The 16,590-nt window shown below is 61.4% G+C and carries 12 protein-coding genes and 3 pseudogenes; 11 read left to right on the top strand and 4 right to left on the bottom strand.

Translation table 11 applies throughout. The features are described from left to right. Window positions 1-79 precede the first annotated feature (79 nt). The 6 genes from PGX04_RS08785 to PGX04_RS08760 all read left to right on the top strand — a co-directional run bounded on the left by PGX04_RS08785 (window position 80) and on the right by PGX04_RS08760 (window position 6,329). Complete coding sequence (locus PGX04_RS08785) at window positions 80-2,116, top strand: TRAP transporter permease (protein ID WP_273738154.1); 2,037 nt, start codon at window positions 80-82, stop codon at window positions 2,114-2,116. A 148-nt stretch (window positions 2,117-2,264) separates the two neighbouring features. Then, a complete protein-coding gene (locus PGX04_RS08780) occupies window positions 2,265-3,035 on the top strand; it encodes an SDR family NAD(P)-dependent oxidoreductase (protein ID WP_273738153.1) in 771 nt (256 codons plus the stop codon). Between the two features lie 216 nt (window positions 3,036-3,251). Continuing rightward, complete coding sequence (locus PGX04_RS08775) at window positions 3,252-4,277, top strand: TAXI family TRAP transporter solute-binding subunit (RefSeq protein ID WP_273738152.1); 1,026 nt, start codon at window positions 3,252-3,254, stop codon at window positions 4,275-4,277. Between the two features lie 176 nt (window positions 4,278-4,453). After that, window positions 4,454-5,620 (top strand): thiolase domain-containing protein, encoded by a 1,167-nt coding sequence (locus tag PGX04_RS08770; RefSeq protein ID WP_273738151.1) that lies wholly within the window; start codon window positions 4,454-4,456, stop codon window positions 5,618-5,620. Next, complete coding sequence (locus tag PGX04_RS08765; RefSeq protein ID WP_273738150.1) at window positions 5,617-6,033, top strand: Zn-ribbon domain-containing OB-fold protein; 417 nt, start codon at window positions 5,617-5,619, stop codon at window positions 6,031-6,033. The genes PGX04_RS08770 and PGX04_RS08765 overlap by 4 nt, the downstream gene beginning before the upstream one ends. A gap of 125 nt (window positions 6,034-6,158) precedes the next feature. Further along, on the top strand, window positions 6,159-6,329 hold the full coding sequence (locus PGX04_RS08760) for a hypothetical protein (RefSeq protein ID WP_273738149.1): 171 nt from the start codon (window positions 6,159-6,161) through the stop codon (window positions 6,327-6,329). A 6-nt stretch (window positions 6,330-6,335) separates the two neighbouring features. On the opposite strand, the gene PGX04_RS08755 is transcribed toward PGX04_RS08760, so the two are convergent. Further along, window positions 6,336-8,054 carry an AMP-binding protein gene (locus tag PGX04_RS08755; protein ID WP_273738148.1) on the bottom strand — a complete coding sequence of 573 codons (1,719 nt, stop codon included), beginning with the start codon at window positions 8,052-8,054 and terminating at the stop codon, window positions 6,336-6,338. Then, on the bottom strand, window positions 8,051-8,716 hold the full coding sequence (locus tag PGX04_RS08750) for an enoyl-CoA hydratase/isomerase family protein (protein WP_273738147.1): 666 nt from the start codon (window positions 8,714-8,716) through the stop codon (window positions 8,051-8,053). Before PGX04_RS08750 ends, PGX04_RS08755 begins: the two co-directional genes overlap by 4 nt. 147 nt (window positions 8,717-8,863) lie before the next feature. On the opposite strand from PGX04_RS08750, the pseudogene PGX04_RS08745 reads away from it, so the two are divergent. Together PGX04_RS08745 and PGX04_RS08740 are read left to right on the top strand one after the other, a co-directional pair. Next, window positions 8,864-10,024, top strand: a pseudogene (locus tag PGX04_RS08745) (3-hydroxyacyl-CoA dehydrogenase); the annotation flags it as partial. Window positions 10,025-10,249: 225 nt separating this feature from the next. Then, entirely contained in the window at window positions 10,250-11,443 is a 1,194-nt protein-coding gene (locus PGX04_RS08740) for a CaiB/BaiF CoA transferase family protein (protein WP_273738146.1), read from the top strand. An 82-nt stretch (window positions 11,444-11,525) separates the two neighbouring features. On the opposite strand, the gene PGX04_RS08735 is transcribed toward PGX04_RS08740, so the two are convergent. Continuing rightward, window positions 11,526-12,731, bottom strand: coding sequence for a CaiB/BaiF CoA transferase family protein (locus PGX04_RS08735; RefSeq protein WP_273738145.1), 1,206 nt, complete (start codon window positions 12,729-12,731; stop codon window positions 11,526-11,528). An 828-nt stretch (window positions 12,732-13,559) separates the two neighbouring features. Here PGX04_RS08735 and PGX04_RS08730 point away from each other — a divergent pair. From PGX04_RS08730 to PGX04_RS08720, 3 genes and pseudogenes are all read left to right on the top strand, one after another. After that, window positions 13,560-13,631 (top strand): annotated as a pseudogene (locus tag PGX04_RS08730) (IS6 family transposase); the annotation flags it as partial. A gap of 206 nt (window positions 13,632-13,837) precedes the next feature. Then, a complete protein-coding gene (locus PGX04_RS08725) occupies window positions 13,838-14,836 on the top strand; it encodes a succinylglutamate desuccinylase/aspartoacylase family protein (protein WP_273738144.1) in 999 nt (332 codons plus the stop codon). A gap of 28 nt (window positions 14,837-14,864) precedes the next feature. Continuing rightward, window positions 14,865-15,196: pseudogene (locus PGX04_RS08720) on the top strand (transposase domain-containing protein); the annotation flags it as partial. 239 nt (window positions 15,197-15,435) lie between these two features. Here PGX04_RS08720 and PGX04_RS08715 read toward each other — a convergent pair. Continuing rightward, complete coding sequence (locus tag PGX04_RS08715; RefSeq protein ID WP_273738143.1) at window positions 15,436-16,404, bottom strand: alpha/beta hydrolase; 969 nt, start codon at window positions 16,402-16,404, stop codon at window positions 15,436-15,438. Between the last annotated feature and the right edge of the window lie 186 nt (window positions 16,405-16,590).

Here is a 16,590-nt window from a genome sequence, read left to right as displayed (position 1 = left end):
CGTATGTGTGCAGGTGACTGAATCCCGTGCGGTACTGATTCGCACAAGTATTATTAGGCCGTAGCAAATCGGAAAGAGTATGGCTGGAACAGGAGCGGCGCCGACAGATGGTGATGAAGACACTCTGGATAGCATAGATGATCTTCCCGAAATTCTCCCTCGGTCACGATCCGATCTCTCTCTCGAACGGGGTGTTCGCATCCTCCTATATACGCTGGGCATCGTAACCGTCCTCTGGCACCTGTACTACGCCTACAGTGGCCGGATGCCGCGATCACAGCACTCAAACATCCATTTGGGGTTGCTGCTATCGGCCTTTTACCTTGCCGATCTGGACTTCTCCCGGGAGGGCGTACGCGGACACTTGAACAACGCCGTTTCCGCCGGATTGCTTGTTACGATCGCTGTTACGACAGCGTACGTACACGTCAATTACTGGCGATGGCTCAGAGAGGCACGGGAGCAGTTGCTCTACACGAACACTGACCTACTCGTTGGCGCGATACTCATTCTGATCACCATCCACGCGACGTGGAAAGCGTACGGAAAACTGCTTGGTCTCGTCACCGTCTTCGCAATTTTCTACGGCTACGCGGGTCCGCTCTTTCCCGGAATTCTCAACCACGGCGGCTTCTCCCTCGAGACGATCGTCTACAGCAATTCGGTGGCGCTGAACGGCGTCTACGGGTTCCTGCTCGGCGTCGGTGCGACGTGGGTGGTGATCTTCATCTTCTTCGCCGGCATCGTCGAGTCCTACGGGGGTATGGAGTACGTGATCAAGATCGGGAAATCCGTCGGCAGTCGCGTCAGTTCCGGCATTCCGCAGACCGCAGTCATCGCGAGCATGCTGATGGGGTCGATCACCGGGAGTTCGGCCGCCAACGTCGCGACGACCGGCTCGTTCACCATTCCGCTGATGCAGAACAACAAGATCAGCGATAAGTACGCGGCGTCGATCGAGTCCATCGCGAGTACCGGCGGCCAGATCCTGCCGCCGGTCATGGGCTCGGCCGCGTTTCTGATGGCAGACATCATCGGCGTCTCCTTCGTCGACATCATTCAGGCGGCGATCATTCCGGCGCTACTGTTCTACATAGGGATGGCGTTTACCGTTCACCTCTCGGCGAACCGGCACGGATGGCTGCTACGAGGGGACGATATCCGCGACGTTTCGGAGGAAGAGAAGGTCGGCGTCGTGGAGACGCTGATCAGCACCACCCCGTACACGTTACCGCTCGTCGTGTTGATCTACACGCTCGTCGTCCTCCGGTGGGATCCGATGAGCGCAGGGATGTACGCGATCCTCACCGTCGTTCCGGCCGCGTTGCTTCGCGACTTCATCCTCGATGGATCGTCGACGGAGACGATCCGAATCTGGGGCCGACGGACCATCGAAGGCTGCAAGATCGGCGTCGTGAATATGGCTCCGCTGACGGCCGTGCTCGCCTCGCTCGGCATCGTCATTCGGATCATCACACAGACCGGCTTCGCGTTGAGTTTCTCGCTTCGGATGATCTCGCTGGCGGGCGGCGTGTTCCTCGCAGTGCTCGCACTCGCGATGCTCGCGAGCGTCCTGTTCGGCCTCGGGATGCCGACGCCGGCCGCGTACGTCGTCGTGGCCGTGCTGACTGCCCCTGGCCTCGTGCGTCTCGGTCTCGGGGACATCACCGCCCACATGTTCGTGTTCTACTACGCGCTGCTCTCGACGATCACGCCGCCCGTCGCGCTGTCCTGTGCCGTGGCGTGCGGTATCGCGGGTGCGACCTTCTGGGACGTCTGCAAGGAGACCATACGACTCGGACTGTTCGCGTTCCTGATCCCGTGGATCTTCGTGTTCAACGAGTCGCTGATCTACTGGGACGGCATGATGACCGCCCTCATGTTCGTGACCGCATCGGTCGGGATCATCTCGGTAGTCATCTCGTTGGTCGGCTATGACTTCCGGGCGAATCTAGGCTATCCCGCGCGAGGGGCGTACATGGCCCTCGGACTGGGAATTTGCTTCCTGCCGAACACGATGGTCACGCTCAGTCTCAGCGCCGTGCTGGTCGTGTGGCTGATCGTCGTCGTGAACGGGAGCGCCCCAACCCTCGAGACTGTCAGGACGTCTCGCTGACGCGGTTGCCCCCCTCTCCTCGCGGTCCGGTTCGATACGCGTTCCCCTCGAGGCGATTTCGGTTCCGCACGTACCAGCGTCCTCGTTCTCCTCGCCGCGACGATGAGAGACCGGAACACATTTAGCGATCATTGTGATCGAATGGCATATGTTAGACGGATGGACCGCGTACGTCACCGGCGCCAGTCAGGGAATCGGTCGCCGAATCGCGATCGAACTCGCGGAGCGCGGCGCATCGGTCGGCGTTGCGGCGCGGAGCGACAGCATCTACGACACTGCGGCGGAGATCGGCGACGCCCGAGCGCTCGCCGTGGAGACCGACGTCACGGAGGCCGATTCGATCGACCGCTCGCTCGAGCGAACGGCGGAGGAGTTCGGCGGGATCGACTGCGTGGTCAACAACGCCGGCATCGGTGGTCCACACAAGACCGTCGAGGAGTTGCCCCTCGAGGAGTGGGAGCACACGCTGCGCGTCAACCTGACCGGCGCGTTTCTCGTCTGCAAGCACGCGCTGCCGTACCTCAAGGAAAGCGACCGGGCGAGTCTCGTCAACATCTCATCGACCGCCGCGAAGGACCCATATCCGACCCGGTCGCCGTACTCGGCGTCGAAAGCGGGGATGATAGGATTCGCACGCGATCTCGCCTACGAGTGGGGAGAACACGACATCACCGTGAACACGATCTGTCCGGGCGCGGTCGAGGGCGAACGTATCGAGCGAATGATCGAGAAGCAGGCGGAGAAACGCGGCGTCTCGTTCGAGGAGGCCAAGCGACAGCGGATCACGGACAGACTGCCCCTCGACAGCATCGTCGATCCCTGCGATATCGGCGCGCTCGTGGCGTTCCTGGCGAGCGAGCATGCGCGGAACATCACCGCACAGGACATCAACATCGATTCGGGAGCACGACAGGACTGACGGACGGATCCGTCGTGTCAGCCCGTCGTGCCGGCCGCGCTGAGCGATCGCCGGCCCACTCGAGTGTATTTATTACTCATCTGAGATCGTTCCGCAAGCGGGCCGCGGGCCGCACCATAGCGCAAGCGGGCCGCGGGCCGCACCATAGCGCGCGATCGCGCCGTAACGGAACCGTTCACCGATACAGCTATGTATGATAATTCTCTTTACTGTGGTATGGGTTACCGAAATTCAACCCGCCGGAAGGCACTGACAGCGATCGGAGCTGCCAGTACGTTCGGACTGGCGGGCTGTCTAGATTCGCTCGACGAACTGGGGGGCGGCGGTAGCGACACGATCCAGATGCGGACCTCAACGGAGGATACAGCCGCCTATCAGCTCTCACAGGGGATCGCTGCCGTCGCCGACGAACACGGCGATTTCAACGTCGACGCGCGACCGTCGGACGGCGCGTTACAGAGCATGCGGCTACTGGACAACGGCACCGCCGATATCGCGTACACTGACTCCCTCAACGCCTGGGAGATCGTCAACGAGGTCGGCGAGTACGAGGAGAACCCGCTCGAGAACGAGATCCAATCGGTGTTCTGGTACTACGACATCCAGGGCGGTCTCACTGCCCGCGACCGAGATACCGCCGAGTCGGTGACTGACCTCCCCGGACTGGCAGTGAATCCGAACCCGGTGGGGACGGCGATGCGGACCCAGATGGAAGCGCAGCTCGAACATGCGATCAGCCTCGGCGACTATGACGAGCTCGCGCTCAGCTACGGCGAGGAGGGCTCCGCGCTCAGCGAGGGGACGGCCGACGTGGTGAGCGACATCCGGATCAATGCGTCGCTGACGCCGAGCTACGTCGAGGAGCAGTACTCGATCAACGACGACGCGTGGCTGCTCACTTGGCCGGACGAGGTCATCGAATCGATCGAAGGCGACGAGCGCCCGCTGACGGGCGGCTACATCAGCGCGGAGGACGCCCCGGGACCGAACTACGGCGACCGCGATGAGGAGTACTGGACCTTCACCGTCTACAACACGTTCGTCAAGGCTGACATGGACGAAGACGTCGTCCACGACCTCCTCGAGTTGATTGTCGACAACCTTGACGAAGTAACCGAATACCACGCTCTCGCTGAAGACTGGGAAGACGTCGAAGCGCTCGCCGAACCGGCGGCGGACATTCCCGATGTCGATATGCACCCGGGTGCGCAGTCGTTCTTCGAGGATCAGGGCGCGCTTTGAGGGCGGACGGTTTTCGAAACCGAGTCCGATCGACGTAGCCGTTTTTCATCGGAGACGTCGCGTCGAGTCGTCTCGGTATTCGACCGACGTTTCACGACGTCGACCGGGTATCATAACGGTGCGTCACGTGATGTCTCATAACAATATTTGCGTACCAGCGCCGAGTGGTTCGGCGCATGGCCGATTCGGAATCAGTGTACATAGCGGGTGCGTACGAACACCCGACGAGAGAGGCGCCCGACAAGTCGACGATGCAGTTACATGCCGAGGTCGCTCGCGGCGCGATCGACGACGCCGGCCTCGAGAAGGACGACGTTGACGGCTACTTTACCGCCGGAATGCCGTGGTACGACCGCGGGCTCACGCCGCTGATCATGGCCGACTACCTGGGACTCGACGTGAGTTACGCGGAGACGACTGACTGGGGCGGCTCCTCTTACGTCGGCCACGTCGGACACGCGATGGATGCGATCCGCAGGGATCGGTGCGACGTCGCACTCATCACCCTCGCCGGGCGGCCGCGGACGGGCTCGAACGACGGCGGCGCCGAGTTCAACACCTATCAGGACGGGTTCGAGGTGACCTACGGCGCAACGACCCTCTCGAAGTACGCTGTTGCCGCCCGGCGTCACATGCACGAGTACGGAACGACGCGGGAGCAACTCGCCGAGATCCGGGTCGCGGCGTCCCGGCACGCGCAGTACAATGAACACGCGCTCTTTCGAGAGCCGGTGACGGTCGAGAACGTGATCAACTCGCGACCGGTGGCGGACCCGCTGCACCTGCTCGACTGCTGTGTCGTCACCGACGGGGGCGGGGCGCTAATCGTCGTCTCTGAGGACGTTCGCAGCGACCTCGAGCGAGAGTGCGTCAAGATCCTTGGCCACGGCGAGTCGATCGGCCACTTCGATGGCGGCCGCATCGACCTGACCCACACCGCCGCTCGGGAGTCGGGACCGCGCGCGTTCGAGGAGGCGGGGATCGGCCCGGAGCACGTCGATTACGCATCGATCTACGACTCCTTCACGATCACCGTCCTCCAGACCCTCGAGGACTTGGGCTTCTGCGAGAAGGGCGAGGGCGGGAAGTTCGTTGAGGGGGGCACCTTACAGGCGCCGGACGGTGAACTTCCCTTCAATACGGACGGCGGCGGGCTCTGTTCGAACCACCCCGGAAACAGAGGCGGAATGACGAAGGTAATCGAAGCGGTACGACAGCTTCGCGGCGAGGCCAACGAGGAGGTCCAGATCGACGCTGACATCGCCCTCGCACACGGGACCGGCGGCAGCCTCGGAACGAGACACGGCTCGATCACCGCGGTCCTCGGGAGGGAAGACCGATGATGGACGCCTGGGAGCCGCGGCCGGTACCATCGGTGACCCCCGAGACCGAGCCGTTCTGGTCGGCCGCCGCAGACGGACGGTTGCTCGTGCGCGAGTGTCCCGATTGTGGGCTCGTCTACCACTACCCGAGCGCCCTCTGTCCGGACTGCTTCGCCGACGCGGAGTGGCGAGAGGCGTCGGGTGCCGGCACAGTGTACTCGTTTGCGGTCCAGCGACACCTCGGCTACTGGCCGGAGGACGATCTGCCGGTCGTCTTCGCGTACGTGGAACTCAAGGAGGGCCCCCGAATGGTCACGAACGTCGTCGGCTGTCGCCCCGAGGACGTCGAAGTTGGCATACCGGTGGAGGCCCGGTTCGTCCCGACCGACGAGGGCGGAATCGGCGTCCCCGTTTTCGTCCCGACAGAGCCGTAGCCGACGGGGAGCGTCCACCCGGTATCGCGACCCGGCGAACACGAACGGTCGACGCGGTGCGATCCACGCGGGAACCGGACGGTCCCCGCGGCGGAAGGGTTACTATCGAGGCGGCCGATATCGGAGTGATACCCGCAGCACTCGTCACCGGTTGGTCCAGAGGCATCGGTCGAGACATCGGTTGCAAGTACGCTCGAGACGGCTACGACGTCGCGAACGCGGTCGCGTATCTCCGCGATGCGCGGTTCGTCACCGTCGAGACGCGCACGGTTACCGGCGGAGAACTGATGCGGTGAGGACGGCTACTGATAGCCGTCCGGAAGCTTCTTTCGATAAGCGACGCGGTCGATCTTCCCGACATCGGTCCGGGGGAACGAGTCGCGACGAACGACCCGCTTCGGAACCTTATACTCCGCGAGGTTCCGCTTGGCGAACTCGAGGATCGCTTCCTCGAGTCGCGTCTCCGTTATCGTCTCGTTGGTCGGGATGACGTGGGCCTCGAGCACCGAGCCGCGTCGCTCGTGGGGCGCGCCGACGACGATGACGTCGTCGACGGCGTCGTGTTCCGCGAGCACGACCTCGACCTCGCGGGGCGAGACGGTGTGGCCGGACACCTTGAGCGTGTCTTTCCGCCGCCCGAGAAAGTATAGGTATCCGCCGTCGGTCAGTCGCCCGACGTCGCCGGTGTGGAGGAAGCCGTCCGATTCGAGGACGTCGTCCGTCGCGTCCGCTCGATTCAGGTAGCCGTCCATCGTCGAGGGCGATCGGAGGACGATCTCCCCCGGTTCACCGGCCGGGAGCGGTTCGTTCGTCTCGAAGTCACGGATTTCGATCTCGACCCCGTAACACGGCTGGCCGACGAACCCGGGTTCGATCCGGGAGTCGCCGCACGTGTGCGTGTCCGTCGTATGCGTTTCCGTGAGGCCGTAGCCCGACTCCTGGACGTAGGCACCGGTCAGCCCCTCCCACGCGTCGCTCAGCTCCCGCGTCAGCGTCGTCCCGAAGCTCGAACAGTTGGTGAACTCGCGTCGCTCCGACAGCGAGGTGAGGTCGTACCGCTCGACATCGGGATGGTCGACGATCTCCTGTATCGACGGCACCGCGAGCCACGTTGAGGTGACCTCGCGTTCGTCGATCGCCGCCATCACTGCTTCGGGATCGTACCGGGCGAGGAGGACTACGTGACAGCCCGTCACTGCCAGGGCGTCGCAGTACCGTTGTTTCCCCGCGACGTGGAACAGCGGCATCGTCCCGAGAAGTACGTCCGGCGACCCGTACCCGCGGACCTGCGCGGTCGTCGTCGCTTTGAACAGCAGATTCCAGTGGGTGTGGACACACCCCTTCGGCAGCCCGGTCGTGCCGCCCGTGTACTGGAGCAGGGCCGTCTCGTCGAGCGCGATATCGGGCAAGTCGACCGAGTGCGCTTCCTCGAGCAATTCCCGGAGGGGCGTTTCGTCGCTGACCGCCGCGTCGACCGACGACTCGTTGGCGACGACCGACGGTAGGAGCGACGCGGCGGTGTTCCCGGTGAATTCGCCGTACGCCGTCGCGACGATATCGGAGACATCCGCCTCAGAGCTCGACTCACGTGCGATGCCGAGCGAATCGGTGTGGGTCACCAGCACGTCGGTGCCGCTGTCGTCGAGCTGTCTGGCGACCGCGGGCGACTTGAACTGCGGATTGATCGGTGTGACGGTCATCCCGGCCCGCTGAGCGCCGTAGTAGGCGACGAGAAACTGCGGCGAGTTCTGGAGGAAGATCCCGCAGACGTCTCCCCGGCCGTAGCCGCGTGTGCGCATCGATTCTGCGAACGCTCCGGCAAGGGAATCCACCTCGCGCCACGAGAGCGTCCGACCGTAGAACGTCACGGCCGGTTCCTCGGGACGGTCCTGGGCGTGGACGCGAACGTACTCGTGGATCGGCCGTCGGCCGGCGGGAAACGACAGCGTCCGCGGGAGATCGTCGGGCCAGCCGTCCCGGGTCACCTCGAACGTTTCGTCCGGCGGCGGGACGTCGCTCATGCCTCGTCCCCCCGCCGATTCAATAGTTCGATCAGCTGTGTGACGGTCTCGTCGTCGTTTTCACCGACGGTCGCGAGCAGCTCTCGAGCGCGGCCTTCGACCGAATCGGCGGGGACGACGTCGGTCGCGAGCTCGAGCGACCGCACCCGTCGGGCGTCGATCTCCTCGCCGGTCAACAGCAGCTCGGCCGCCGGCTTCCGACCAACGAGGTCGAGTAACTGGTCGGCGGCGCGGCACGAGGCGATCCCGTATTTCACCTCAGGAATGACGAACGTCGCGTCGTCGCTGAGGACGACGAACTCGCAGGAGAGCGAGACGATCGCTGCCGCGCCAACCAGCGCACCCTTACCGGCGATCGCGACCGGGCCAGGATGGGTCTCGATCAATCGATACACGTCCTGCAAGGTGGCGTCGAGCTCCGGATACTCCTCGTGGTAGTCGCCCGCGACGATTTCGGTGTCCATCCCCGCGGACGTCACGCGTCCCGATCCCGTGATCAGGACTCCGAGGCCGGCTTCGTCAGATATCTGGGTGAACACGTCGTGAAGTCCGTCGATCATCTCGGGCACCAATGCGTTGAGACTGTCCGGTCGGTTCAACCGTATCTCGAGGTGGTCCGCCGAACGGTCCAGTTTGACGAGACCAGTGTCAACAGTTACCATGAAACTGGCGTTTGTCGGGCGGCCAATTACCTCTTTTGGTGCGATCCGCCGATCATCGGGAGCGCCCGAAGCAACCGGAGCCGATCTGTGGGGTAACTGCCATCCAGTTCGGTGTCATTAAGTACTGTGGCGTGAGGGTATCTACCAATGCTGCGTGAGGATATCCAACACGTCACGGTGCTCGGTTCGGGGAGTATGGGCCACGGAATCACGGAAGTCGTCGCCTTGGCCGGCTACGACGTCACGATGCGGGACATCGAGGAGGAGATCGTCGAGGAGGGGTATCGGAGCATCGAGTGGTCGCTCGAGAAACTCGCCGAGAGCGACGCGCTTGAGGGATCCGTCGACGAAATCACGGCTCGGATAGACACGGCAGTCGACCTCGAGGAGAGCGTCACGGACGCCGACGTCGTCATCGAGGCCGTTCCCGAGCAGATGGATCTGAAACGGGAGGTCTTCTCTGCGGTCGATCAGTATGCGCCTGAGGGGGCGATTCTCGCGTCGAATACCTCGTCGCTTTCGATCACGGAGATCGCCGGTGCGACGGATCGCCCGGCCGACGTCGTCGGTCTTCACTTCTTCAACCCGCCGGTGAAGATGGACCTCGTCGAAGTCATCTACGGTGAGGAGACGAGTGACGAGACGGCCGAACGAGCGTACGAGTTCGTTGAAGACATCGGCAAGACGCCGATCTACGTGCGAAAAGACGTCCACCGGTTCGTCGTCAACAATGTTCTCGGCCCGTTCATCGACGAACCTCACTGGATGGTGTCACGGGGCGAGGCGACCGTCCGCGAGGCCGACGCGGCCATGGTCCACCAGCGCGGGTACCCGATGGGGCCGTTCGAACTCGTCGACCTGACCGGTATCGATGTCTCATATCACGTTCGACGAGCGGGCGACGTCGAGGTCCCACCCCTGATGGAGGAGAAAGTGGAAAACAACGAACTCGGCCGGAAGACCGGGAAAGGTCACTACGAGTACGAGAACAGCGACGGCCCCGACTACGAGGACGGCGAGGACTTCGACACGCTGCGCGTCGACGCGATGATCGTCAACGAGGCCGCGCGCCTCATCGGTGACGGCGTCGCGACCGCCGACGCGGTCGACACCGGGATGCGACTCGGGACGGGGTTCCCCGAGGGACCGTGTACGTACGCCGACGAGACCGGGCTCGACGTGATTCTCGAGAAACTCGAGTCCCTACACGAGCAGTACGGCGCGGACAGGTACGAGCCAGCGCCGTACCTCCGCGAACTCGTTTCGGAGGGCCGGACCGGCGAGGACGTCGGTACGGGGTTCTACGAGGACTGACGACGTCGTCGACCACGGCCGATCGGTCCGTCGACCGAACCGGAATCACCGCTGACGCGGATGCGTCACGCGGACCCCCCCTCGGAGCACGGCCGTTCGGAGGGCACAGCCGAGCCGGAACGGAGACATGCCGATAGGCGAGTCACACCCACCGACCCGACCGAAACGGAGCGAACTCGGGAAAACTGTTTTGGGCTCCCCACTCGATGGGATAGTTACATGCAGCCGTTCGAAGAGATCGACGTCCTAGACCTGACCCAATCGATCGCTGGCCCCGTCTCGACGCAGTTCCTCGCGATGCTCGGGGCTAACGTCGTTAAAGTAGAACCACCGGAGGGCGATACGTTCCGCGGCCTACTCGGCGGGGCGATGTTCGCGTCCGTCAACCTTGCCGGGAAGCGGAGCGTCTGTCTCGACATGAAGACGGACGAGGGGCAGGCGGCGGCGAGAGAGCTCGCCGACCAGGCCGACGTCGTCGTCGAGAGCTTCCGACCGGGCGTCGTCGAGAAGTTCGGACTCGACTACGATTCGGTCTCGGAGACCAACGAGGACGTCGTCTACCTCTCGCTTACCGGGTTCGGACAGGAAGGCCCGTACACCGAATGGCCGGCGTACGATCCGATCATTCAGGCCATGAGCGGGCTGATGTCCACCATCGGGTACGAGGACCGTCCGCCGGTCCGGATCGGCGCGAGCGTGATCGACTGGGGGACCGGCACGACCGCTGCGTTCCTCCTCGCGTCGGCGCTTCTCGAGCGCGAACAGACAGGCGCCGGCGAGTACATCGACGTGAACCTGTTCGAAGTCGCGACCGCCTGGATGGGATACTGGATCGCACACTACACCGGTAGCGGCGAGATCGCGGAGCGGTCCGGGACGGGATTCGCCGGATTGGCGCCGAACGAAGTATTCCACGCGGCGGACGACGACCCCTTCTATCTCAGCGTGGTTAACGATCACTTCTTCGAGCGGTTGTGCGAGACCATCGATCGGGAGGACCTGATCACCGACGATCGGTTCCATACGAACGAGCAGCGATGGGAAAACCGGGCCGATCTCCGTGAGATACTGAACGACGAGTTCAGCGACTGCGATCGGAAGGATCTCTGCGAGCAACTGGCCTCCGCTGGAGTTCCGGCCGGACCGCTCCAGCACGTCGACGAGGTCACCGAGGACCCCCACCTCGAGGCGCGGAACATGCTCACTGACTCGCACAACCTCTACACGGACACGCCGGTCAAAACTGCAAACCCGCCGTTCTCGACGACCGACGGGCGCCCCGATCTCGGCGAACGCCCGCCGGACCAGGGCGAACACACGCGCGCGGTCCTCGAGGAGCTCGGCTACTCCGACGAACAGATCGAGCGAATGATCGAGGCCGGTGCCGCGGGGCCGAGCGAGGGCAGTCAGTAACCGTCGGTCCGAGGGAGTGATCTCGGAGGAAGTCGGCTCGAATCGACGCGACCGAACTTCGCGGGGAACGGCGATCGCCTCGTCACTCGGTCTCGACGAGGATGCCGCGTTCGACTAGTCGCTCAATCTCGTCCTCGTCGTAGCCCCGCTCGCGGAGCACGTCGCGGTTGTGCTCGCCGAGAAACGGCGCCCGGCTGCGGAGGGAGACGTCGGACTCGGAGAGCGAGAGCGGCGTCGACGTCAGCGTCAGTTCCTCGTACCGCGGGTGGTCGATCTCCTCGAAGACTCCAAGATGTTCCATGTGTTCCATCTCCGCCGCTTCGGCGATCGTCTGGTACGGAGCGGCGGGAATTCCCATCTCGTTGAGCGTATCGACCGCGTCTTCGACCGATTGCTCCCCGAGCCAGTCCTCGAACTTCGATCGGAGGTGCTCGACGTCTTCGACCCGACCCTCGACGGTCCGATAGCGCTCCGCTTCGAGCAGGTCCGGCCGGTCGAGGAGTTCGCAGTACGCTCGCCAGATCCGGTCGGAGTACAACAGCAACGCAACGGAGACGTAGCCGTCGGCCGCTTCGGCCGCCCCGTAGAGCATGTCCGGCTGATAGTAAAGGTTCCGTCCGCCCCGTTCCAACTCCTCGCCGAGGTTGTTGTAGAACTCGTAGGCTGCGTCGAGGTTATGCGCGAGCGCCTCGAGCAGCGAAATTTCCACTTTCTGTCCGCCCGTCGAGTCGCGGTCGATGAGCGCTCCGAGCACACTGATCGTCGCGCTGTACGCCGCGAAGTAGTCGGCGAGCGACGACTGCGACCGGATCGGCGGGCGGTCGTCGTCGTAGCCGAGCAGGCTCGTGAAGCCCGATACGTGCTGGGTCATCGCGTCCATTCCGGGCAAGTCCGCCATCGGTCCGGACTGTCCGTATCCCGTGACGTGGACGTAGATGAGGTCCTCGTTGATATCGCGCAGCGTCTCGTAATCGACGTCGAGGCGCTCGGCAACGCCCGGCGGCCAGTTTTGGACGAAGACATCGGTCTCCTCGACGAGGTCGTGGACGATTTCACCGCCCTCGTCGGACTTCAGATCGAGCGAAAGCGCCCGCTTGTTCCGGTTGAACAGCTCGAACCCCGGGTTGTACGGCTCGCCGTTGAGGGTCCGCCTGTAGCTGCGATACATCTCGCCGTTCGGCGGTTCGATTTTGACGACGTCCGCGCCTAGATCGGCGAGAAAGGTTGCACACAGCGGTCCTGCGATCACCTGTCCGCAGTCGATGACAGAAACATCTGATAGTGGCACGTGTATACGATTAGCACGGTATGTCATGTAGTTATCGACTCAGACGGTACCTCGACCATCCCATCGCTCCGAGGCGAACACTGTTTTCCGAGAGCGGCTGTGATCGATAGCAGGCGTCGATATCGCGTAGCGAACAAATGGTGACGGTGGCGGGGCCGAACCACGAGTTCGACCGGCGGCTACGCGAGTGAAAGTGTCCCACCGTTAGGAAGCGGCGCCGACTCGGTCGGTGTCTCCAGCGAGCCCCATTACGATGACGGCTCAGCGAATCCTTGTGGTTCCGTTTTACGGAACGGGTTTAAGCCATCACCTCAATCCGTGATAGACAGATACGGCAACCCGCTTCCGTGAAAGATTCGTGCAGATTCCGTTCCGCGATTGCGAACATATGAAATATAGCACAATAGATCACCATTCTCGCTCTTATCGTAGATTTACAGAGACACCACTGTAAATATATTGCTCGTCCGTTCTCGATCGGCCAACCACTGCTGAGACCGATACCGGTTCGAGCCGCAACACTATAGTATGCATCGATTCCGGGTTATTAGCCGCTATCTTGGATTCCGCGATACGGAACAATTCGCGATCATTAAGACCATCACTCGATGATTCGCACGGATCTCGGTGCGACGGTCAAGACGAAGTCGTTCGGCCCTCTTCTCCGTTCCTGCGTAGGGAAGGGGGTCGTAATCCGATCAATCGAGGAGTCGCGCCAACCGAGTCGCGATCGGGGTGGATTCATTATACACAGATGGCTCCGGTAGAATGGCAGCGTCTAGTCGGCCAGTTTGAGAAACGAGCGGGTCGTAGAACGAGGTTGGATCAATGCTCGCTGACCTGCTCAGCGAAAGCTACGCGGTGGAATTTGATGACTGTTGGGAGCGTGAACGGACGGCGATCGCGTCAGGGCTTGGGTTGTGCTGGACACAATTCCCACGTCCCGCAACCTCATACGTGACGCTTTCTGTGACACGCTCATATCTAGCCTCTGTCTACGTGATTATGAAGACGCCTTCTACATTGTAAGATTCCGGTTCTTTCTGGCTCTTCTTGACAGGTAATCTATAACGAAGTAACAGTTTATATTCCTCAAAAGATGTATCATGAAGGAATCCGGCCCTACGAAGATGAGGACGTATACAAACCGGCGGCGGTTTCTCCAGGTTGGAACCGCTGCTCTCGGTACGACTGCTGTCGGATCTACAGCTGTCGAAGTCGCACAGGCGAGCACAGAGGAATGGTACAAGATTCGGGAAGGAACTGCTGATGAAACGGAGGTCGTTGTCATCGACTCAGGAGTGGGAGGTTCAACAGCCGTTGTTGTCGGTGGAATTCACGGTGATGAAGCAGCAGGATATCGGGCGGCACAGAAGATGCGAGAGTGGTCGATAGACGAGGGTAAACTCGTTCTTATCCCCGAATCAAATCCCACCGCAATTGAATCGGGAACCCTCTCGAATGACAATGGGAATCTCAATCGAAAGTTCCCACCTGGTGAAACGCCAACCACACCACTCGCGCGCGCTATCTGGGATGTCGTTACCAGCCATGACGCCGACCTCGTGTTCAATTTGCACAGCTCAAAGGGAATCTACCAAGAGGACGTTGGACCGTCTGGCGTTGGGCAAGCAATCTATCCGACTACAGCAAGTGGTGCACGCCAAAATGCGACGAGGACTGTGGAATACATGAATACCAATCACCTCGGCGACTCCCAGCCAGATTACCACCGCTTCAAACGAGGGAATCTAATTACTGGTGACCGCCCATTGTTGATCCACAAAACCGACCACGACCTACAGAAACCGGGATTCATCGTTGAAGTGACCCGGTATGACACTTCAGTAGACACACGAATCAACTGGACACTACAGATCGTCGAACATCTGCTTAGTCAGTACTCGATTACTAGAACTTCGACCGGCACCGCTGAGAATACTTCAGACGATCGCTCAACTGACGCCTCTAACGGTGCTTCAGACGAACAGTCATCTAGTGAAACCGCTCCTGAACAGGAGTCGAATGAGCGGAGGCAACTTGAGCAATTACTTAACGAGTACGAAGATACTACGTGGGCGAGGTTGATTAGAAGTCTGATATAGTTTGTACCCGGGCACTATCTAGTCTTGATTATACGCTGCAACAGACATCGAGACGAAGATGATTCTCGATGTCGCGCTGTTTGATCGGCATGGCACCGATCCGGCGGCTACGTTTCTGCATCAACTCGAGGAGAAATACGATCTTTCAGAGGCTACGTTTCTCGTCGACAATTCGGCTATTGGACTGTACTCTCTCGAGTCGAACTGAGCGGTCAGGTCAACTATACCGAGCGAAACCTGACCGAAAAGTGGTTTCACACCATCAAAATGCGGATCGGACGCTTCCCTAACTCGTGGGTGGGCAGGCGGTCAAGTGTCCGCAAGTGGCTTGAACAGGTTATGCACTACTAGAACCGTTAGAGACCGCACCAAGCTCTCGGTGGAAAGACGCCGATTGAGGAGGTGCAGAACGAGACAGTGCCTCGTCGAGATTATCCACTATGTTCAGCAATAATCTGTGAGTGAGAAATTCTATAGTTACTATAGACGGTGCCCGTATAGGATCGTATCGCTACTATTCGTTTCCAACGGTGATTCAACGTACGTGCCGCTAACTGGAACGGCCAAATAACCGAAGGCTGCCGGTTATCGGCAGCAATTCAGTCGAACACTCGCTGCAGATCGGTCGCAACGTCGCCGATGAGTTCGCGGCCTCGAGTCAGGTTCATCGGTTCGACCAGCATTTGGACAATCCCGTGGATCGCGTCGTCGTAGTGGTGATGGGTGACGTCCACGCCGGCGTCTTCGAGGCGGGCCGCGTACGCGGCACCCTCGTCACAGAGGGGATCGAACCCGCAGGTAGCGACGGTCGCAGACGGAAGCCCCTCAAGGCTCTCGGCTTTCAGCGGCGATGCGTACGGACTCATCGCGTCGATATCGTCTCTGAGGTAGTGTTCCCAGAACCACTCCATGTCGGCTTTCGTGAGGAGGTATCCTTCAGCGTTCTCTTGGTAAGACGTGGTGTCGAACTCGTGGTCCGTGACGGGGTAGATGAGCACCTGATGGTCGAACGACGGCCCACCGCGTTCGCGAGCCAGTAGTGTGACGGCCGCGGCGAGATTCCCACCCGCGCTATCGCCCCCGATTGCGACGTTGTCCGTATCGATCTGCATCGGTTCCGCAGTATCGAGCACCCACTCAGCGGCGGTGTAACAGTCTTCCACCGGCGTCGGGAACTCGTACTCGGGTGCGAGTCGGTAGTCAACTGAAACGACCATGCAGTCAGCTTCGTTGGTGATCGCCCGACAGGTCGCATCGTATAGGTCGATATCGCCAACGACCCAGCCGCCACCGTGGAGATACAGGAACGTTGGGTAGGGGCCTTCTCCTTCCGGAATGTATACGCGGATCGGGATTCCCTCGTCACCGATCTTCAGATCCATCGTGTCTCCGACGGGCTCTGGCTCCTCCGATGTCGGGAACATGGCGTTGATCATTTCTCTCGCACCCTCCGGTGAAAGCGAGTTAAACGTCGGTGCCGGGGCTGCTCCCATCTGCTCAAGGAGCCCCGAAATTTCCTGATGTGGTTCGTCCGCAGCCGTCACTTCTGCCGGTGTCTTCGAGGACATCACTGTGGAGTGTCAACACCCCTCACAATAAATGTGTTGATCCGTCATATAAAATACCAATCGTCGCTGTCTCCTCGGTCGGCGGATACCACCGCTGGACCGCAGGAAGACTGTTGATGTTGACTGGTTCGATCCGGGTTACTGGCGTAGTGCCAGAGTCACGCGTTCATCGGGCTGTTCAAGTCT

This window comes from Natrinema soli (assembly GCF_028618695.1).
Note: the sequence above shows the minus strand (reverse complement) of the source record. Positions and strands in the feature narration are given on the sequence as shown.

Coding starts and splice junctions, on each gene's coding strand:
- PGX04_RS08785 (WP_273738154.1), top strand. CDS start 80: ATGGCTGGAACAGGAGCGGCGCCGACAGATGGTGATGAAGACACTCTG.
- PGX04_RS08780 (WP_273738153.1), top strand. CDS start 2,265: ATGTTAGACGGATGGACCGCGTACGTCACCGGCGCCAGTCAGGGAATC.
- PGX04_RS08775 (WP_273738152.1), top strand. CDS start 3,252: ATGGGTTACCGAAATTCAACCCGCCGGAAGGCACTGACAGCGATCGGA.
- PGX04_RS08770 (WP_273738151.1), top strand. CDS start 4,454: ATGGCCGATTCGGAATCAGTGTACATAGCGGGTGCGTACGAACACCCG.
- PGX04_RS08765 (WP_273738150.1), top strand. CDS start 5,617: ATGATGGACGCCTGGGAGCCGCGGCCGGTACCATCGGTGACCCCCGAG.
- PGX04_RS08755 (WP_273738148.1), bottom strand. CDS start 8,054: ATGAGCGACGTCCCGCCGCCGGACGAAACGTTCGAGGTGACCCGGGAC.
- PGX04_RS08750 (WP_273738147.1), bottom strand. CDS start 8,716: ATGGTAACTGTTGACACTGGTCTCGTCAAACTGGACCGTTCGGCGGAC.
- PGX04_RS08740 (WP_273738146.1), top strand. CDS start 10,250: ATGCAGCCGTTCGAAGAGATCGACGTCCTAGACCTGACCCAATCGATC.
- PGX04_RS08725 (WP_273738144.1), top strand. CDS start 13,838: ATGAAGGAATCCGGCCCTACGAAGATGAGGACGTATACAAACCGGCGG.
- PGX04_RS08715 (WP_273738143.1), bottom strand. CDS start 16,404: ATGTCCTCGAAGACACCGGCAGAAGTGACGGCTGCGGACGAACCACAT.